The 20106-nt window shown below is 46.7% G+C and carries 20 protein-coding genes; 11 read left to right on the top strand and 9 right to left on the bottom strand.

Translation table 11 applies throughout. The features are described 5' to 3' along the window. Positions 1-67: 67 nt before the first annotated feature. The 3 genes from E8L90_RS12200 to E8L90_RS12210 all read left to right on the top strand — a co-directional run bounded on the left by E8L90_RS12200 (position 68) and on the right by E8L90_RS12210 (position 2004). The gene (locus tag E8L90_RS12200) at positions 68-871 is read left to right on the top strand and encodes a sensor histidine kinase (RefSeq protein ID WP_137029634.1); all 804 of its coding nucleotides are present in this window, start codon (positions 68-70) and stop codon (positions 869-871) included. After that, positions 871-1518, top strand: coding sequence for a response regulator (locus E8L90_RS12205; protein ID WP_137029635.1), 648 nt, complete (start codon positions 871-873; stop codon positions 1516-1518). Before E8L90_RS12200 ends, E8L90_RS12205 begins: the two co-directional genes overlap by 1 nt. Before the next feature lie 81 nt (positions 1519-1599). Further along, a complete protein-coding gene (locus E8L90_RS12210; protein WP_137029636.1) occupies positions 1600-2004 on the top strand; it encodes an SET domain-containing protein in 405 nt (134 codons plus the stop codon). Between the two features lie 87 nt (positions 2005-2091). On the opposite strand, the gene E8L90_RS12215 is transcribed toward E8L90_RS12210, so the two are convergent. The 4 genes from E8L90_RS12215 to E8L90_RS12230 are packed head-to-tail and all read right to left on the bottom strand — an operon-like array spanning position 2092 to position 6047. Further along, complete coding sequence (locus E8L90_RS12215; protein WP_244297208.1) at positions 2092-3546, bottom strand: M1 family metallopeptidase; 1455 nt, start codon at positions 3544-3546, stop codon at positions 2092-2094. Between the two features lie 24 nt (positions 3547-3570). Beyond that, positions 3571-4023: a GNAT family N-acetyltransferase gene (locus E8L90_RS12220; RefSeq protein ID WP_137029637.1), complete on the bottom strand. Its 453-nt coding sequence runs from the start codon at positions 4021-4023 to the stop codon at positions 3571-3573. 16 nt (positions 4024-4039) lie between these two features. Beyond that, a complete protein-coding gene (locus E8L90_RS12225) occupies positions 4040-5032 on the bottom strand; it encodes a TIGR03943 family putative permease subunit (RefSeq protein WP_137029638.1) in 993 nt (330 codons plus the stop codon). 10 nt (positions 5033-5042) lie between these two features. Then, positions 5043-6047, bottom strand: coding sequence for a permease (locus E8L90_RS12230; RefSeq protein WP_137029639.1), 1005 nt, complete (start codon positions 6045-6047; stop codon positions 5043-5045). A gap of 174 nt (positions 6048-6221) precedes the next feature. Here E8L90_RS12230 and E8L90_RS12235 point away from each other — a divergent pair, with 174 nt between their 5' ends. The 3 genes from E8L90_RS12235 to E8L90_RS12245 all read left to right on the top strand — a co-directional run bounded on the left by E8L90_RS12235 (position 6222) and on the right by E8L90_RS12245 (position 8830). Further along, entirely contained in the window at positions 6222-6611 is a 390-nt protein-coding gene (locus E8L90_RS12235) for an ArsR/SmtB family transcription factor (protein WP_137033416.1), read from the top strand. 143 nt (positions 6612-6754) lie between these two features. Then, the gene (locus E8L90_RS12240; RefSeq protein WP_137029640.1) at positions 6755-7795 is read left to right on the top strand and encodes a flavin-containing monooxygenase; all 1041 of its coding nucleotides are present in this window, start codon (positions 6755-6757) and stop codon (positions 7793-7795) included. A gap of 27 nt (positions 7796-7822) precedes the next feature. Continuing rightward, the gene (locus E8L90_RS12245; protein WP_137029641.1) at positions 7823-8830 is read left to right on the top strand and encodes a cation diffusion facilitator family transporter; all 1008 of its coding nucleotides are present in this window, start codon (positions 7823-7825) and stop codon (positions 8828-8830) included. A 49-nt stretch (positions 8831-8879) separates the two neighbouring features. On the opposite strand, the gene acsA is transcribed toward E8L90_RS12245, so the two are convergent. Continuing rightward, a complete protein-coding gene (gene acsA / locus E8L90_RS12250) occupies positions 8880-10595 on the bottom strand; it encodes an acetate--CoA ligase (RefSeq protein WP_137033417.1) in 1716 nt (571 codons plus the stop codon). 166 nt (positions 10596-10761) lie between these two features. On the opposite strand from acsA, the gene E8L90_RS12255 reads away from it, so the two are divergent. The 5 genes from E8L90_RS12255 to E8L90_RS12275 all read left to right on the top strand — a co-directional run bounded on the left by E8L90_RS12255 (position 10762) and on the right by E8L90_RS12275 (position 16311). Continuing rightward, the gene (locus E8L90_RS12255) at positions 10762-11661 is read left to right on the top strand and encodes a metallophosphoesterase (RefSeq protein WP_137033419.1); all 900 of its coding nucleotides are present in this window, start codon (positions 10762-10764) and stop codon (positions 11659-11661) included. A gap of 42 nt (positions 11662-11703) precedes the next feature. Beyond that, entirely contained in the window at positions 11704-12711 is a 1008-nt protein-coding gene (locus tag E8L90_RS12260; RefSeq protein WP_137029642.1) for a PucR family transcriptional regulator, read from the top strand. Positions 12712-12824: 113 nt separating this feature from the next. Continuing rightward, on the top strand, positions 12825-13940 hold the full coding sequence (locus tag E8L90_RS12265; protein ID WP_137029643.1) for an ABC transporter ATP-binding protein: 1116 nt from the start codon (positions 12825-12827) through the stop codon (positions 13938-13940). Positions 13941-14054: 114 nt separating this feature from the next. Further along, complete coding sequence (locus E8L90_RS12270) at positions 14055-14825, top strand: Cof-type HAD-IIB family hydrolase (protein WP_137029644.1); 771 nt, start codon at positions 14055-14057, stop codon at positions 14823-14825. Positions 14826-14910: 85 nt separating this feature from the next. Continuing rightward, positions 14911-16311, top strand: coding sequence for a S8 family peptidase (locus E8L90_RS12275; RefSeq protein WP_137029645.1), 1401 nt, complete (start codon positions 14911-14913; stop codon positions 16309-16311). Between the two features lie 78 nt (positions 16312-16389). On the opposite strand, the gene E8L90_RS12280 is transcribed toward E8L90_RS12275, so the two are convergent. The 4 genes from E8L90_RS12280 to E8L90_RS12295 all read right to left on the bottom strand — a co-directional run bounded on the left by E8L90_RS12280 (position 16390) and on the right by E8L90_RS12295 (position 20034). Beyond that, a complete protein-coding gene (locus E8L90_RS12280) occupies positions 16390-16902 on the bottom strand; it encodes a YpuI family protein (RefSeq protein ID WP_137029646.1) in 513 nt (170 codons plus the stop codon). Between the two features lie 163 nt (positions 16903-17065). Next, complete coding sequence (locus E8L90_RS12285; RefSeq protein WP_137029647.1) at positions 17066-18244, bottom strand: ABC transporter permease; 1179 nt, start codon at positions 18242-18244, stop codon at positions 17066-17068. Next, positions 18234-19424 carry an HlyD family secretion protein gene (locus tag E8L90_RS12290; protein ID WP_137029648.1) on the bottom strand — a complete coding sequence of 397 codons (1191 nt, stop codon included), beginning with the start codon at positions 19422-19424 and terminating at the stop codon, positions 18234-18236. Before E8L90_RS12290 ends, E8L90_RS12285 begins: the two co-directional genes overlap by 11 nt. A 28-nt stretch (positions 19425-19452) precedes the next feature. Beyond that, entirely contained in the window at positions 19453-20034 is a 582-nt protein-coding gene (locus E8L90_RS12295; RefSeq protein WP_137029649.1) for a TetR/AcrR family transcriptional regulator, read from the bottom strand. Positions 20035-20106 lie beyond the last annotated feature (72 nt).

Consider the following 20106-nt stretch of genomic DNA (forward strand, 5'->3'; position numbering starts at 1 on the left):
CCATCCGCTCGTCCCATTCGGTATACTAAAGGAATGTTTGCCAACTGTATTAAAAGGGGACAATTTCATGTCATATCGTATCTTTTATTGGTTGACCTTTCTCATTCCAACCATTATCATCGGGGGCTTCGAGTTCATCCGTCACGACTTTTTGCTGCCCTATATGTCTATGGAAGTCGGAAATGTGTACATTACCCTCTTGACGCTCTTACTCTCTTTTTTATTCGCTACCTGGATGTTTCACACCCTGAAACAAATGAATGCACGAATCATCGAGGAACAAGCTCGTCGCGCTGTTTATGAAGAACGGGAACGCCTTGCCCGCGAATTACACGACGGGATTGCGCAGTCTCTGTTCTTCCTCAACGTAAAACTGAAGCAGGGACACTTGGACGATGCACGGGTCGCTGTTTCTGCCATCGACAACCATGTACGGCAAGCCATTTTCAACCTGCGCTCATTGCCAGAAGAAGGCAGTCTGGATCAACGCCTTGAGAAATGGCTGGCGCAATGGAGCGCTTTATCTGGAATCGACGTTGCTAGCGAATTGCATGTCAAAGACGGCTTTTTTACTCCCACCGCAGAAGTACAACTGTTCGGGATCATCCAGGAGGCTTTTGCCAACATTCGCAAACATTCTCAGGCCAAGCATTCGTGGATTCACCTCACGACAGATGAAGCAACTGGCTGGGTTCTTGCGGTTGAGGACGATGGCATTGGGATTTTTAACTCTTCTCCCGATACGAAAAAATACGGTCTGTCCATGATGCGCGAGCGAGCACGCCAATTGAACGCATCTCTCGACATTCAGTTACGACCGGCAGGCGGTACGATCATCCGCTTATCTTCTCATTCAGGAGGAAAAATATAATGAACGCTTACCGTGTATTGATCGCCGACGACCACCCGATGGCTCGTATGGCCATTCGTAGCCTGCTTGATCCCGATCCCTCTTTTGAAGTCATTGGAGAAGCGCAAAATGGCGAGGAAGCCTTTCTCTTATGCGGACAAATACAACCGGACCTTGTGCTCATGGACATCAACATGCCGAAATGGAGCGGACTCGAAGCGACCCGTGAGGTCAAGAAAGCATACCCGCACATCAAGGTCGTCATTCTCAGCGTCTCCGATGATGTTGCTGACCTGATCACGGCCATTCAGTTCGGTGCCCAAGGTTACTTGCTGAAAAATTTAGAGCCTGACGACTGGATTAACTACTTGCATGCCTTGCTCGGCGAGGATAGTGAGTTGACGCGCGAAATGGCAACCCGGCTCATGTACCGCTTCCGTCAAGAAGAGGCGACGGATGAAATGGTACCAGATGTTCTGACTCCGCGAGAGCGAGAGATTGTCATGTATGTGGGAGCCGGAAAAACGAATCGGGAAATAAGCGAGGCGCTGATCATCGCAGAAAACACTGTGAAAAACCACCTGAAGAACATTCTCGAGAAGCTGCAATTGGCTAATCGCGTCCAGCTTGCTGCTTATGCAGTTCGCCATCATTTGCTCATCAAATAAAAAACATTGCTTTCTGCTCGATCAACTGTCATCCTTAGAAAGATACGTTTTCTACAGACATAAGAAATGCAGGTGATCCCTATGATCGAAGTCAAGACCTCCAAACTAAGCAATGGAGAATTAAATAGAGGTGTATTTGCTACGCAAGATATCCGAAAAGGCGAACTGATTCATGAAGCGCCCGTGCTGCCCTATTTAAACGAAGAGCATGAGCATATCGAGAAAACCTTGCTCGCGGATTATGCATTTGAGTACGGTGCTAATCACACAGCTTTCTTGTTAGGGTATGGCATGCTATTTAATCACTCCTACACGCCAAATGCCACGTATGAGATTAATTTCGATAACCACACGTTTGATTTTTATGCGTATACGGACATTCAAGCGGGTGAAGAAATCTTAATCAACTACAATGGTGATGAGGATTGCGATGATCCTCTCTGGTTCTATGAAGACCAACAAAAAGAAACAGATGATACCAAATAAGCGTACGCCTTAAAAAGAAGGAAAACCCGGAAACAGACACTTGAAAAAAGTGCCCGTTATCCGGGTTGTTCTTTGTAGAGGGTCGTACTATAAACGCAGCCATTTAGCGAAGTACTGTTCATTCACTGGAAAATACGCTGTGGCAAATCGAACAAACTCAGGTGTATCCACCTGTTTGTAGGCGTACGTCTGATAATACTCTTGCAAAAACTCCCAGCCATCCTTCGCATCACCGTAAGTTGTAATCAGTTCCCATAGCTCTTTCACAGGTTGACCGTACACCGGACCCGTGATGGGTCCCTTGCCAAACGCATCCAACGGCAGATTGGATACCGAGTTGGTCGCATCAGCTTGTTCAGCAAAATAAAAGCTGGCGTCCCCTTTTTTCTCTACATCGTAAAAATAGAGCGTCGTGGCCAGCTCTGTAATTCCTTCGTCCAACCAGGCGTGATGGTACGGATCATTCGAGACCACTCCATAAAACCATTGATGGGCAATCTCGTGTACCACGGTGTGACTTAAATCGGGGTCCACACTCCCCATGTGTCCGACCGTCACCACGCCAGGATATTCCATACTTGCGGTTTCATCCAACAAAATATCGAGTTGTTTATGGGGATACGGACCCAATTTTTCCGTGAATTGTTCAAAAGATTTTTCCGCAGCTTGCAGGGCGACGGTCATCGCTTCCTTGTCTGCTTCCTTTCCCCATACCCGAAGCTCGACACCTTTGACCGTTTTGCTTATACTACGCATTCCTTTTACAACTGCGATGAATACTTCCTTCGTATTTTTCACTTTTATTTCACCGGTCTGGTTGTTCGACGCCTTATCTTGATCAGATGAGCTGATGACCGTATACCCTTTCGGCAAGCGATACGAAATAGAAAAATCCGCATGGCTCGTGTGATACGATTCGCCTCGAAGCGAGTACGGCTTCTTATTCCATCCGTCTTTCCCCTGGTAGGTAGCTAGCATCGGATATGCTTGCGCCAAATGAAAACCACTTTCCGTCCGATCAAAGCGCAGTCCTTTTTTCGGGACGGTAAACGTATATTTTACGGTTACCTCTCGATTCTCATTTGGCGCAAGCTTTTCGGCAAGTGGGATGGCAAGCGTATCACCCGTTAGTTGATACTTCATTTTCAAACCATCCAGTTTGACGTCACGAATTTTCACTTCGGCTGCGTCCTCGAAGAAAGGAGGCTTGTTCTCTTTTGTAAATGCGTTGGGCAGGAAATAAAAGATCAGCTGATCCCATTTGTCCTTGGAACGATTTTCAACGGTGATCTTGGCCTCAGCGGTAAACCTTCCTTCTGGCGACAACTCGAACTTCAGGTCGTACGAGCCTTTACTGCCATCTGCTATAGGCTTAGCTGTGAAGTCGTCTATCTTCCCCACCGCAGGAGACTGGGCCCTTACCCGTTCTGGCATCCACCAGCCACTCCCAGATCCACCGAGGACCAAAGCCAACAAGGAAGCGATTGTCGTGGCCTTGAGCAAACGCTGCTGCCACTTGATTTCCTTCCTAATCGATATCAACGTAAACCCTCCCAACCTTTCTCCTTATCGTCGAATCGTTTTCTCGAAAAAAGATATCCACAGACCGGGCTTCACTTCTTTTTTATCCGTCAAGGTAAATCCATGTCTTTCATACAATCGAACAGCCGGTTCATTCAAGGAACCAGTTGCTACGACGATCCTGCTGCAACCATGCTCGTGGACAGAGGCGAGCAATTGACTCGCGATTCCCTTGCGAAAATGAATAGGATCGACAATCATTCGGTGAATATCCAACGTTTCCCCCTCGAGCATGAAAGAAACAGCCCCTGCCAACTCGTCTCCCTCTATGTAGCCATAAAACGTTTCCCCACATGCCCTCAGTTGTTCTACTGATTCTCGTAGAGGTGGAATATCTTCTGTTCCAATTAACTCCGCCTCTACAAGATACGCTCTTTTCTGCATGTTCCAAAGTTTTTGTACCGTTTGTTCATCCTGTAAATCTAGTCGCACGATCATTTTGTTTCCCCCGCTTTTAACTTTCTGGAGCTGATTCAAAGCTGTAATATACATAAGGATCTTTGGGAGCGGAGACGGCTTCAACCTGAGAGGCTTTGAGAACAAGCATGTCATAACCGTCTACCTGACGCAGCTCTAGCTTTCCGCGTACTTTTACCCAGCTATCTTTTTTCCATTTGTCCGCGTCCTCCTTTTCCACCAGAACGCCATAGACACTGGAATCTGCTGTACAGCAGGTGACGGAGAACCGCGCTACGACAAACTGCTGCTTGGTAAAATCAGGCTGTCGATATACAAATCCCATTGTCTCAAGCTCTTTTCCAGCAAATTCTTTTGCAAATAGCTCCATCGTAGTGAGTCCGTCCAGGAACACTTTGTCATTCAGTTTAATTACTGCCTGTTTATGTAAAAAGACGGCGATATCCGCGTAAAAGTCACCAAATCCCTCGTTCGAGAATCGCTGCCGCAATTGCTCGTCGTCTGTTGCTTGCACCTGGGGTATTGCTACTTGATTGGTAGCCTCTGGCTGTGATTTTATATTTGGCTCGGCATCTTCTTTGACTCCTGCTGTCTGCTCCACATTCTCTGTTGCATTCACATTCGCGTTCGCCGTTACATCCGCCAGCTTTCGTACATCATTGCTGAGTAGCGTGATCCCCCGCTTTTCCGCTACATCACTGCCAAGAATTTTATCCGGCATGAAAAATCCCATTACGATTGGTAGTACAAACAATCCATAAACCAAAAAGGAACCCATAGGTGTACGCGGTACTTTGTGCTGCTCTTCACAATCGCAATCGTAAACGCTACTGCCAACAAAAATTTGCCGTATGCTGACCATTGTCAACAGAGCCAGAATGACGAGCGTGACATAGCTGAACATGTGCAATCGGGGTGCGAGATAGTGACTGAGTGCTTCCGACAGGATCAAATAGGCCAACAACGCTGTAATGCCCGCCAAAATCAAACTCCGCATGATGTGATGTCGCTTCAATTTATTCGGATCCATCTTCTCCTCCTTACATCGGCATAAGTATAGTGACGCCAATCACCAAAAGCGTAATAGCTACGACCAGCTTGATAACAAAACCAAAGCGAAACGTTCCAAATAGCATCAACGTCGTTTTTAAATCGAGCATGGGACCGAAAACCAGAAACGCAAGCAACGAGCTGCTTGAAAACGTATTGGCAAAGGAGGCAGCAATAAACGCATCCGCCTCTGAACAAAGCGAAGACAAATACGCCATCCCCATCATGACCAAATGGGAGGTGAGCGGTGTTTGACCGATGTCCATGAGCGTATCCCGGCTGATGTACACCTGTAAAAGTGCACTGATAAACGCACCAAACAACAAATATTTCCCCATGTCAAAAAATTCGTCCACTGCGTGGGCAAATGTCGAGGACAGCTTTCCACTCGTCGCTTTTACATGATCGGCTTCATGGCTGATTTGCGATTCCATGCCGAGCCGTATCGGATTTTTTTTGACAAACAAGAAGACAAGCATGCCCACTATGAGTGCAACAACGAATCCCGCTATGCCCCGGTAGAGAGCCATTTCCGGCTGACGGGCGAAAGCGACATAGGTCGATGACAAAACAACGGGATTCACAATCGGACCTGCCAATAAGAAAACAATCCCAACTGACAGCGGCATCCCTTTTTGGATCAGCCGACGAACCACAGGGATAATGGCACATTCACATACAGGGAACAAAAATCCGAGCAACCCGGCAAACGGCAGGGCCACGAGTGGATGCTTCGGTGTCCAACGCCTCACCTGCTCTTCTGTCACAAACGTCTGGATAAATGCCGAAAAAAATACACCCAAGAGGACAAACGGAATTGCTTCCAGCCAAATACTAAGGAAAAAGGTTTTCACATCAAGCCATAAAGGGGACCACTCTATACTCCAACCGGAAAACAAGCTGCTGTCCCTGCCCATTGTTAACCAAACGACACTTAGTCCAAGCAGAAGCGCCCCGATTATTTCAACTAAAAATTGGCGAATCTTCAGAATCAAGCGGGAGTTCTCTCCTCTCCATTTGTAAATAGGTATCATTCCTATTTATATAAAGACACCTATTTTTCCTTCTTCTCCTTTACTTTTTTACAAAATCAACAGCTTGTCCAGCCTTCCCTTCCCCCTGTATCCGTCTTATAATGGTGAAAAATCGTACGGTTCGGGGTGAATGAAGTGAGCGAAGACATTCAGCGCATTCCCACTGATTTAGAGGTTTGTGAAATACAGACGATTGATGAAGAAAAAGTAAACAGGCTTCGGCCCAGAATGATGGAGACGGAAGGTGTCGCCCCTCTCTTCAAGGCTCTTGCTGACGATACGCGAGCAAAAATCATTTACGCACTGGCACTTGAAGGAGAGCTATGCGTATGTGATGTCGCAGCAACCATCAATAGTTCGATCCCCAATACCTCCCACCATCTGCGCTTGTTAAAAAACATGGGTCTCGCCCGGTACCGCAAAAATGGCAAGCTCGTCTATTACTCACTCGATGATGATCATGTCCGCCATTTAATCATGTGTGGAATTGAGCATGCTGCCGAATTGAAGCAATCGAAACCGTAAATCCATTGGCTTTTAACAGGTCCGTCACTAATAGTGGCGGCCTTTTTTGCTGATTTCCCAAAAAACATTCAAACGATTACTTGAATATAATAATGAATATGGTATGATTTAGGTAATCAATTACCAGAAAGAAGGCCCGAATCATGAACGACTATGACGTCATCGTAATTGGCGGAGGGCAGGCAGGGCTTGCTCTCGGATATGCACTCAAGCGTAAAAATCGCCGTTTTGTCATCGTGGAACAAAACCAACGGATCGGGGACAGTTGGCGGCAACGCTACGATTCGCTGGTGCTTTTTACACCACGTAAACATAATCAACTACCTGGTCTTACGTTTCCCGGAGAGCAGAATACGCTCCCGAACAAGGATGAAGCGGCAGACTACCTAGAATTGTACGCCAAACATTTCGAATTGCCTGTCATGCTGGGTACGACTGTTATGGAGCTTAGAAAAATTGGTTTCCGTTTCGAAGTACGGACACAAGATCGTCTGCTCTACGCGAAGCAAGTCGTCATTGCAACAGGGCCATTTCATACGCCGTTTATCCCAGGGATTGCGAACAGCTTGGACCACACTGTTCATCAACTGCACACTTCGCAGTACAAGAATGAGAGCCAGCTTATCGACGGCCCGGTCCTAGTTGTTGGCAGCGGCAACTCTGGCGCACAGATTGCGGTAGAGCTCGCCGCTCATCGACCCGTTATTTTTTCACAGGGAGATTCACGCTCTTACTTGCCAAACTTTATATTTGGAAAACCTATATTTGATTACATGAAGACACTTGGATTACTCGATGCTCCCCACTCCACCTGGATCGGCAAGAAAATGCGTAGCTCACCCGATCCGATATTCGGCTACAAAAAGCAGGTGCGCGAGCTCTCTCGCTCAGGAGCATTGCGGTTAGTTTCTCGAACCGTACAGGTTAATGGGCATACCGTTTATTTTGCAGATGGAACAGAAGCAACAGTCAATAACGTATTATGGGCCACTGGCTTTCGACCAAACTACGATTGGCTGAGTATTCCAGATGTGCTTGATTCGAAAGGCAGACCCATTCATCTTCGGGGTATCACAAAAGTGCCTGGCCTATCCTTTCTCGGACTTCCATGGCAGCATACAAGGGCGTCAGCGCTTATTGGCGGCGTAGGAAAAGACGCCCTTTATCTAGTGGAACATTTATAAATTATTTTCTATAAGGAGGATTCTATCATGGGCTTTCACCATCACGATCATGGAGATGGTCACGATCACCATCACCATGGAAAAGGAGCCAGTAAACGAGCTCTTCTCATTTCTTTCCTCATCATTGCTGTATTTCTGGTTGTAGAAACCATTGGGGGCTTCCTCACCAATAGTTTGGCGTTGCTCTCTGACGCTGGGCATATGTTGAGCGATGCATTAGCACTTCTATTGAGCTTGATCGCTGTTCATTTCGCTGCACGACCACCTTCTGCAAAGAGAACATTCGGGTTGAAACGTTTTGAAATCTTGGCTGCACTGACCAATGGTGTGACACTTGTACTGATATCCTTGTTCATTTTCTGGGAAGGGTTCCAACGCTTATGGAATCCGCCCGAGGTTGCCAGTGGCTCCATGATCACCATCGCCACAGTCGGACTCTTGGCGAATATTGCTGCAGCCATGGTACTCATGCGTGGCGATACCAAAAACAACGTCAATGTACGCAGTGCCTATCTCCACGTTCTCGGCGATCTTCTCGGTTCTGTCGGTGCAATCGTTGGTGGTATCCTGATGTGGGCTTTTGGCTGGTACATTGCCGACCCGATCATCAGTATCGTCGTGGCAGTCCTGATCATGCTGAGCGCATGGCGCGTAACGAAAGAATCCGTCAATATTTTGCTGGAAGGCGCCCCTTCACGGCTGGATACAACAAAAGTGGAAGAATCGCTCAGTCAGCTGCCTGGAGTTATCAAAGTGCATGACCTGCACATTTGGACGGTTACTTCTGGTTTTGATTCCCTGACCTGCCATCTCGTTGTCGAGGACGATTTGCCCAGCTACCCTGTGTTAAATGACACGCTGGTTCTTTTGGAAAAAGAATTCGGCATTACACACGCTACCATCCAGATTGAGAACTCCTCTACTCGACATCGTGACTTACATTGCCAGGCAACATCCGATTCGCACGATCACGATCATAACCATGAGCATAATCACGACCATCCGCATGATCATAAACAACATAGCCATTCCTAAAAAAAGAAAACCATCTCCCGGCATTTTCGAGAGATGGTTTTTCTTGTGATTAATCTTCCATGGTAGACAGGTCACCAGTCGGTAGACCTAATTCCCACGCTTTCAAGACACGGCGCATGATTTTTCCGGAACGCGTTTTTGGCAACTTGTCGCGGAATTCGATTTCACGAGGAGCAGCATGTGCAGCCAGTCCTTCTTTCACAAACTTGCGAATTTCTTCCATCAACGCTTCACTTGGCTCATAGCCAGCTCGCAGAGAGATGAACGCTTTAATAATTTCACCACGAACCGGATCTGGTTTGCCGATGACGCCCGCTTCCGCTACTGCTGGATGCTCCACGAGCTTGCTCTCTACTTCAAACGGACCGACTCGCTCACCGGAAGTATTGATCACATCATCAATACGGCCTTGGAACCAGAAGTAACCTTCTTCATCCTTGTATGCAGAATCCCCGGACACGTACCAGCCTGGGATGCTGAAGTATTCTTCATACTTCGCTGGGTTGTTCCAGATTTGTCTCATCATAGCTGGCCAACCTGTACGGATGGCCAGATTCCCCATTCGATTCGGTGGCAGCTCATTTCCGCGGTCGTCAATAATTGCTGCATAAATACCTGGGAACGGCTTACCCATCGATCCAGGCTTGATCGCCATACAGCGATAGTTAGAAATCAGCTGAGCACCTGTTTCCGTCATCCACCAGTTGTCGTGAATGCGTTGATTGAACACGCGCATGCCCCAGTGAACGACTTCCGGATTGAGCGGTTCGCCAACGCTCAGGACGTGACGCAGACTGGATAAGTCAAATTGCTTGATGAGTTCATCCCCTGCCCCCATGAACATGCGGAAAGTAGTAGGAGCACTGAACCAAATGGATACTTTGTTTTTCTCAATGACTTTATACCAGTCTTCGGGAGTGAAACGTCCGCCACGTACAACAATCGTTGCTCCATTCAACCAAGGTGAAAAAATGCCATAAGAAGTTCCCGTTACCCAGCCGGGGTCTGCTGTGCACCAATAAATATCATCCTCTTGCAAGTCGAGAATCCATTTCCCCGTTTGGTAGTGCTGGATCATGGCATTGTGAACATGCAGAACACCCTTTGGCTTGCCCGTTGAGCCTGAGGTATAGTGCAGGATCATGCCATCTTCACGATCAACCCATTCGATTTCCAGCTCGGTGGAGGCTTCTTCCATCGCTTTTTCAAAGCGGATGTGACCCTCTTTTAGCTCCTCTTCTGCACCCACAACAATCACGTGTTTTAGTGCAGGCAAGTCACTTACAGGAATGCGTGGCAAGAGTGCAGGTGTCGTAACGATCGCAACGGCTTCGCTATTTTCCAAGCGATCACGCACAGCTGCCTCCATGAACGCTTCGAACAGCGGTCCTACGATTGCGCCAACCTTGATCGTGCCTAAAACGCTTACATAAAGCTCCGGTGAACGCGGCATAAAGACGAAAACGCGGTCCCCTTTCACAATGCCCAAATTCCGCAAAACATTTCCGAATTTATTGGATAACTCGCTTAATTGCGCGAAAGTATAAGTCTCGTCTCTCGTCGCATTGCTGTACATCAAAGCGATTTTGTCTTTCCGATCAGTGGCGAGATGGCGATCAATGGCTTCGTACACCATGTTCACTTTCCCGGTCTCATACCAAGAGAATTGCTTCTCCACATCTGCCCAATCAAAATTCGCATATGTTTCGTCGTAATTTTCTAAATTATAAGAGCCTTCCGTTGCTGGAATTTTCTCCACGTTCATGTCTCCACTCTCCCACTCTGCATCGTTTTTCTCACTGCGCAACATTCATAATATTTCTACATTTTTTGCGCAATTCCTCCTGCCAGAACCTACTTATTCGATCACGAACTTTTTCTTGTATAATGACGTGACGGTACTCTTACATCAAAGGAGATGGCTGACCATGATGATCTGGCTTCTTTTACTTGGCGCTATCGCCTTGTTGCTATTTCGAGCCTACTGCAATACATTTGATGTTCAAATAAAGGAAGTAGCGATACCCTTGCAAAAATCCCGGCACCTTCATCACCCGCATGATTTTGAGCCGATTTCGATTTTGCATTTGTCTGATTTGCACATGGAAAATCTATCTGTACTACCCCAGCGCATTGTCGATGACTTCTCGCAGCGTCAGGTAGACCTGATTGCGATTACCGGCGACTTGCTTGACCGCGAAAAAAACATTCCAAAGGCAGTTGCTTTTGTTCAATGCCTCCAGCAATTACAGCCAACCCTTGGAACTTATGTAGTTTTTGGCAACCATGATTACGTTCTTCCCCCTTTCAAGCTCGCACAGTTGAAATCAGAGCTTACACGAATTGGCTGCCGTGTTCTCATCAACGAAAATGAAACCATTTATCACAAGGGTCAGCCCCTGCACATTATCGGTGTGGATGATTTCAGCACGAGCCATAGCAACCTGGCCAAGTCTTTCTTCGGTGTTCCCGAGACAGGAGCAAGGCTCGTCTTCACTCATGATCCTAATATAGTTTTGCACATGAAAGAGTATGCTTACGATTATTTGTTGTCAGGTCATTTTCACGGAGGACAGATCCATTGGCCTCGTCCCTTTCATCTCGCAACAATGGGGAAACTGCCGAAGCAAAATATCGTGAAAGGACTTCACGAGATGGATGGTCGCCCCTTTTACATCAGTGAAGGCCTGGGGCAAACAGGGGTAAACATCCGTCTGCGTTCCCGTCCCGAGATAACCTTGCATGTACTGGGCAGTGATGCTCCATTTAACGAGATGGCCACTCCAGCTCCGGCACTACAAGAAACAGCCGCCACGCTCGCCCTCGACTAAGGTATAATAGCCTTACTTTCGTGTCGAGATGGGGGTCACCTTGTGGAAAAATGGAAGAGAGATGTCGAGCACATCCGACAAACGACGAATCTACCTATCGAATATGTACAAGTCTCACAAACAAAAGCAGCACAAGTCCAGCAGGATTGGGTACAAAAAGGCTGGGAGCAAATCGCCCTCCATTCGGGCAACGATGGGATGACATTGATCCTTATCGAAACGGCAGCTTGGCATACTTCAGCCCGAGCGTTGTTGGATTTGATTTTTCCTCATGTGGATGATCCAGCAACGCTTCCCCTGCCAAAACAGATATCCAATTGGCTTTCGGGCATTGCCTCTGGCTCAACTGTTGCAATCCCTGCCCAGCTGGAAGCAAAGTGGCCGTGGAAAGAAGCGCGCGTCTCCTTCTTATTAGAGCGATGCAGACCAGATCGCAAGGGGGAATGGGATACCTTGCAGCCCTTATTGCATGATTTTTTTGAAGGAGTACCTGATTTCATTCCGTTGACACAAGCACATGCCCTTCTCATCGTCCCTGTCTCCATGCTCGATCATCAGAAAACGACTTTAGAGCTTTTGGAGTGGGCATCTGGCCTGCATGATCTGATTTCGATGGAATGGATGGAACCCGTTCGCCTTGTTGTTGGTTCGCCAATCACGAGTCCACTTGCATTGGGTGACACTCTTTTACGACAATTATCACTTGCCCGTGCCCTTCAATCCTATCGACCACAACTGATGGTTGCTGGAGATTGGTCTTATCCGTTAGAACGATGGGCAGCTTCTCTCCCCAAAGAAATAGCAGCCGCCATCGCCAACGAGCTAGCCGCTGTCATAACCGTTCCGCATATGACGGATGAACAACTGGAAACATTAGATACATTGTTCGCCAGACAATTGAATGTAAGTGATACAGCAAGGCAGCTTTTCCTTCATCGGAATACACTGTTGTATCGATTGGACAAGCTGACGGAACAAACCGGATTGGACCCGCGAGTGTTTCCTGATGCCGTTATGCTACAGCTCTACCTTCTCTTTCGTCAAAATTAACAAAACATTTTGTATATACTGTCCGTATCCAACTTCCAAGTGAATTGGTACCCTACCATTATTACAGTCATCCAAGAATTCTTCCTTCACAATCCCGAGGAGGTGCCTTTTTCATGGCAAAGGTAAGTCTTTCCCACATTTATAAAAAATATGGAAACAACGTTACGGCAGTTGACGATTTTCACTTGGAAATTCAAGATCGCGAATTCCTCGTTCTAGTCGGACCATCTGGTTGTGGAAAATCTACCACTCTACGCATGATTGCAGGACTGGAAGAGATTTCGGAAGGTGATTTATACATAGGCGATCGCCGTGTCAACGATGTGGCTCCCAAAGATCGCGACATCGCCATGGTTTTTCAAAGCTATGCACTCTATCCGCATATGAATGTATACGAGAATATGGCTTTCGGCCTGAAATTGCGCAAATTCTCCAAATCCGATATTGATAAGCGCATTCAAGATGCAGCTCGAATCCTCGATATTTCCCATTTGCTTGACCGCAAGCCAAAAGCGCTGTCAGGGGGACAAAGACAGCGTGTCGCATTGGGTCGTGCGATCGTACGTGAGCCGCAAGTATTTTTGATGGATGAACCGTTGTCCAACCTCGATGCAAAGCTGCGTGTACAAATGCGTACGGAAATTTTGAAACTACACCAACGTTTGAATACCACGATTATTTATGTGACGCACGATCAAACGGAAGCCATGACCATGGGAGACCGAATCGTCGTCATGAAGGACGGTCTTATCCAACAGGTGGCAACCCCGACTGAAATCTACAATCATCCAGTCAATCTGTTTGTCGCGAGCTTCATCGGCTCCCCTGCGATGAATTTTGTGAAAGGGAATCTTTCCGAGAAAGACGGAGCACTCTATTTTGATGCGCAAAATATTCATGTACGCTTCCCAGAAGATAAAGCCAAGACTTTACGGGAAAAAGGTTATGTAAACAAGCAGGTAATTTTCGGGATTCGTCCTGAGGACATTTACAGCGACGCCTCTTTTATGGAAGCAAATCCATTTGAGAGCTCACTGGAAGCAGAAGTTGAAGTCGTAGAAAATATGGGCTCCGAATTGTACGTCTATTTCCATAATATTGGGGATACCCAGATGGTAGCGCGTGTAGATTCTCGTGAAGCGCTCAAACCAAAGATGAAGGTAAAACTAGCGATGGATCTGGCCAAATGTCATGTATTTGACAGCGAGACAGAAGTAGCTGTATTCTAATAGCGAAATGAAAAGGAGTGTCCCAACCGGCATTCCTTTTCCTATTTTTTTGTGCAAAACCTTTTATAGAGAGAACACAACGAGAGAGAGAACGTGGAGAGGAGCGGATAAGAAGTGGCTTATCAAATCGTCTTTTTTGACATTGACGGAACCTTACTGAACACCGATCACATTATTCCACAAACAACGGTGGATGCCGTACAAACATTAAAGCAAAACGGTGTCCATGTCGCGATTGCAACCGGCCGAGCTCCTTATCATTTGATGCCAATTGCTAAGCAACTGGGCATTGAGACATTCGTGGGCTTTAACGGGTCTTATGTTCAGAGTGAAGGGAAGATCATCCATCACACGCCAATTGCGGCTGATACATTGGCAAAGCTCGAACAAATGGCTGAGGGTCATTCCCATCCGATGGTATTTTTGAGTGCAGATCACTTCTATGCCAATGCGATGGACCACCCACATATCATCGAGTCTTTTGATTGGTTGGGACTGGAGTACCCAGCGTATCGCCATCGCTACTGGGAGGAAACGCCGATTTATCAAGCATTTCTCTACTGTGGCGCAGATGAATCGAGATACACGGGTGAATTCCATGACGTCTCTTATATTCGTTGGCATGAACACTGCATGGATATTTTGCCCCCGAACGGCTCCAAAGCAAAAGGAATTGAAGCCGTCTTAAAACATTTTGGACTGACTCCTGCGGATGCTGTTGCTTTTGGAGACGGATTGAATGATAAAGAGATGCTCTCCTATGTTGGCATGGGAGTAGCGATGGGGAATGCTCATGAAGAATTGAAGCCGTTCGCCAATATGATTACGCGCAGCGTAAACGACAATGGCATCCAACATGGTTTAGCCAAGCTTGGTTTGATCTAGTCACGCTAACTGTAAGCTATTTCCTTCATAATCACTCCCTTCATGTGCACGATATAGATAACAGCACTGGAGGGAGTGAGTTTTTTTGCGCGTCTGGCCTTTTGTTGCCGCTATTGCCTTGGTCGGTCTCGTAGTTGTCCCGTATCGGATGAATCAGCATGCAGAACAAGAAATGCGCGAACCTCATCCCCGCGTGACATCAATTCAGTCGAGAATTCCACGTATTAACTACATTGAACAGGTGAAAGACATTCGTCATGACTTGGAGAAAAAAAGCCATATCCAAACGCTTCATCATAACGAGCGTGACCGCAGTCATTATGTAGAAAATGAAGTCGTCGTGCGCTTTTCCCCTCGCCCCAAGCAAGAAAAAATTGATCAGCTCGTTTCTTCGTTGGATGCAAAGATCAAACGCGATTTTGACAAATTTCTCATTATCAAATCAAAGAGCATGACTACCAAACAGCTCATGAAAAAACTGGCTGAACATCCGGACTCCGTATTTGCTGAGCCAAACTACCTCTTACTCCCGAATGTGAAACCAAACGATACGTATTACAAGGAATACCAGTGGAATCTTCCTCTGATCGGCATGGAGCAAAGCTGGAACGTCAGCGAAGGCAGCAGTGATGTTATCGTGGCAGTCGTCGATACAGGTGTGGATATGAAGCATCCGGAATTTGCTGGTAAGCTGGTCAAAGGCTATAACGTTTTGAATGACAGTAACAAACCTGAGGATGATAATGGTCATGGAACCCACGTTTCAGGTATCATAGCGGCGAAAACAAATAACAAAGATGGCATTGCCGGGATGTCCTGGAATAGCAAGCTCATGCCGATCAAAGCCATTGGCGCAGACGGATCAGGATCAGCCGTGGACATCGCACAAGGGATTTATTGGGCGACGGATAACGGAGCGGATGTCATCAACTTGAGCGTAGGCAACTACACCTCCTCTGCTGCTCTACGGGAAGCTTGTCGCTACGCCTTTGAAAGGAATGTCGTGTTAGTCGCGGCTTCCGGAAACGATGCGAGTGATCAGCCTAGCTTTCCTGCTGCCTATGATGAAGTCCTTGCCGTTGCCGCTGTCGATCACCGCAAAGAACGCGCCGATTTTTCCAACTTTGGTGATTATGTGGATGTATCTGCTCCTGGGGTCGATATTCCGAGCACGTACATTTCTAGCGACTATGCCTCGCTATCAGGTACTTCGATGGCATGTCCTCATGTCACGGCACTCGCTTCGCTCATCCGTTCCGTTCATCCCGATATGAACACCCGAGACGTGATGAACCTTATTAGACAATCCGCAACTGACCTCGGAGCTCCCGGGCACGATAAGTTATACGGGTACGGCATGATCAATGTGAACCAAGCTCTTCGCCAAGCCCAGCCGGTCGAGGAAGTCAAAACGAATCAGCCTCCCAAAACAATCGGCGGCTTGCTTAATAAATTCTTTCAACGTCTGCGTTTCGGTGCACAATAAGTTTAGTGAACAAAAAGCACAAAATAAAAAAGGTGGTCGATTCCACCTTTTTTCATTTTATCTGGAGGCACGAATTATTTAAGCTCGTGCTTTTTCTTGTTGCATTTGTTTTTTCGCAATGTAGTCTGTCTCGTAATACTGCAAATCATTACGCATCTGTTCAAACACTCTGGACAGTGTTAAGGTCAACTGCTGCAACTCAGGGACTACCTGCTTGCGGAAAATGATGCAGTCCTGACCCGTATAGGCCAACCGCCCATCTTCTTCGTAAACCTCACCTTTGGGATAGTAGAAGTTATTTATACAGGTATGGTATACCTGATACAATACTTCTTCGGCAAACTCCTCATGGAATCGTGCGCGTCGGAGTGATACTCCCAGCCTTTCGTACGCATTTTCGCAGTAGACCAAAAGGTGGCGCAAGTCGGAAAGATAGTTACGGTAATACGTTTCAAATTCTTCAGGATCACCTGACCCGGATACGAGACCAGCTAAGGTAACCTGATTCAAAAAACGTTCCACTTCCATGCTGACCTTTTTCAACTTGGTGTACGTCTCCTCGCACAATTGCTTTAGATGAGTCGCTGACATAAAGTCCCCCTAATGTTGAAGAATTTGCCTTTTTTAAAATAAGTATAAAGGAAAGATTATTTATTACACAAGGGTTATTTTTATACGATCTGACTGCTTAACAAGCTGTCTGTAAACACAAATAAGGCTACGCCATTGCTTTGGCGCAGCCTTGTTCTCCTATTTATACCGCCGTTTGCTCTCTAACTTTTTCCTTTATTTTCCTTATCTGCAACAGATAAATGACATAGGCTGCGAACAACCCGATGAGTGTCATGAAACCGAGGACCATAAAGTCGTCCATGACAGCTGACAGCCCGTGTCCCTTCGTCAAAATTTCCCTGACACCATCCAAGAAATAGGTCAGCGGCAAAGATTTTGCAATCGCAGCAATCCCTGTTGGCATCGACATGAGTGGCCATGTATAGCCCGATAGCATGAAAGAAGGTACGGCAATCATCATCCCGATCTGAGTAGCTTGGAGCTGGCTGCTGGACACAAAGGAGATGGCATAACCGATAGCCAATACCGCCAAGTTAAACATGGTAGCCAGTAACATTAGGTCAAACGTGCTACCGTAATAAGGGATAACAAAACCTTTTAACATCAGTGTAAACGCCAGGAACATATTGAGCGTTCCTGCCAGAAAGTACGGCAACAATTTGCTCGCTGTGATCGCGAAGAAGCTATGTCGAGAGAGTGTATCCCTCCAGGTACCCTCTTCTTTTTGTTGGGCAACTGACAATACGATTCCTAGGAACAGCACTTGCTGAAGCACTGTACCTGCAAGACCGAATACCATGAAGGACAGATAGCTGAAGGTCGGGTTATACAACACTCTGTATCGATAGTCGATACCCGTAAACATGTTTTTCCCTTTTTCTCCCCAACCGCCAATTGCTTCCATCTTCTTCAGTGTGGTTCCTGCGGAAACAGACTTAATCGCTGTACTCGCTGCTCGAACTGCCGTATTCGAAATCATGATGTTACTGCCGTCGATAACAGTCAGAACCTCTGCCTCTCTCCCAGCCTTCACATCCTTTTCTAATCCAGCAGGAATGATCAGGGCGATATTTGCTTCGCCCTTATCAACCAACTTCATTGCTTCTTCTTCTGTCCCTACAATAGACGTGATCTGAAAGGTATGATCCACCTCAAAGGCGCGATAGAGCTCACGACTCAATTCGGTTTGATCGGCATCCACCATCACAGTAGGGATCTCCATCACTTTTTTCTCACTGTACAGAAAGCCGAACATTGTCAGATAAATCAACGGAACGAGGAAGAGAATATTACGAATGGTTTTGTTTGCAAAAAGATTTTTCCATTCGCTCCAGAACAGGTGAGAGAAACTATTCACCACTACCAGCTCCTTCAAGTTGCCACTCAACCGTCAGGCCTGGACGCAATTCCGAATCGGACACCAGCAGCTTCACCTGGAAGGAACGAATGTCACGATCACCAAGTTCTTGTGTCGCTTTTTTTACGGCAAAGTCAGCAGCAGGAGCTACAGTAACCACTTTAGCGTCTACTTCTCTGTTCAGGGCTGGTACAAACAATTTCACTTGATCGCCTGTTTTCACATTCGCGAGCATATATTCATTCACATAAAATTTGATATAGTTATCTGATTTCGTTTGGATCGTCAAGACGGTAAAGCCTTGCGAAACCAGCTCTCCCTTTTGAACGGCAACTGCTTTTACAATACCGTCTACTGGAGCTGTCAGCTTGGTGTTGTTCACATAGGCTTCCATTTCTGCCAGCGCACCTTTTGCCTGCATGACGTTCGCTTCTGCGGATTTCACATCCAGCTCCTTCAAGCCTACTTGACCTCTCCCAGCTACGGCTTGGTTGTATGCAGCTTTTGCTTGATCCAGTTGTGCTTGTGCAGCATCGACCTGCTCTTTGCGCGATCCCGTTTGAGCCATTTTCAACTGTTCTTCTGCTGCTTTAAATTCCGCTTGTGCCTTTTCTGCCTGCATCTGCGCCTCTTCCACTTTCACTTGTGGGACGGCACCTTCTGCCATTAATTTTTTCATTCTTTCCAAATTCGTCGCGGCAATTTGATTCGAAGTTTGTGCTGCTTGTAATTTCGCTTTGATCTGCGTAATTTCTTCCGAACGCGCTCCATTTCTGTTCGCGTCAAGCTGCGCTTGCGCCGAGTTGACTGCTGCTTTTGCTTGGTCGACTTGGGCATTGCTGGAGTTATCTGTCACTGATACCCCTTTTTTCGCCTGATCAAGTCTGACGAGTGAGAGCTTGTAAGCAGCTTCAGCCTGTTCTTTCTTCGCAAGAATTTCCTCGCTGCTTAGCGTGGCAACTACTTGACCTGCTTTTACTTCGTCTCCTTCTTTTAGGGAGAGCTGTTCGATGGAACCTCCCATTTTAAAAGAGAGGTCTACCTCTGTTCCCTCGATTACACCTGCTAATTTCGTTGTATTTTTACCAGCCATGCTACTCACATTCGAACCAAACAATACGGTTCCAAGTACTGCAATGCTGACTACAAAGCTACCTACACCGATCCATGTACGTTTGTTCATCTGTCTTCTCCTCTTGTTTTACATTTCTCTAGACGTTATTTTGAAACATTCCTGAAAGCATATAACGAAGCGTCTGTTTATCTGCGGCACTGTTCACTGGCTCTTTGCGAAATTGCTTGCGAAGTACGGTAAAACCAACCATGCCAAACAACGCGGAAGCAAGTGTGCGAATCTCGATATCCGCCCGGATATACCCCTGCTGCTGCAATTCCACCATGTGTGACTCCATTGTGCTGAAATAGCCACCTAGCAGATTGCCAACCATCCTGTCACGCTGCCCATCTCCCGAGAACGCACTCAGCAACAGGAAACACAAATCTTGATTCTCGGAAAAGAAGCGAAGATGCTCATCCAGCACATTCAGAATGCGATCCTCCAAGGAAAGCTCTTCATTCTGCATCACATGATCTACATGGTAGATCAGCATCTTCACGCCTTTTTCTATCACGTACAAAAACAGCTCTTCCTTTGTGGAAAAGTGATAATAGAGTGTTCCTTTTGCCACCTGTGCCATTTCCGCGATTGCATCCATGGTCGTTTCGCTATAACCCAATTGGGCAAATGCGGTTAAAGCTCCATTCGCAATTTGATCTTTTTTAGATGGTGCCATCACTCCTGTCCCCTTTCGATTTTTTGAACTGACTGGTCAGTACAAAGATTATATTACGAATACTTCCTAGTT

Origin of the sequence: Brevibacillus antibioticus (assembly GCF_005217615.1) — a bacterium.
Classification (GTDB): Bacteria; Bacillota; Bacilli; order Brevibacillales; family Brevibacillaceae; genus Brevibacillus; species Brevibacillus antibioticus.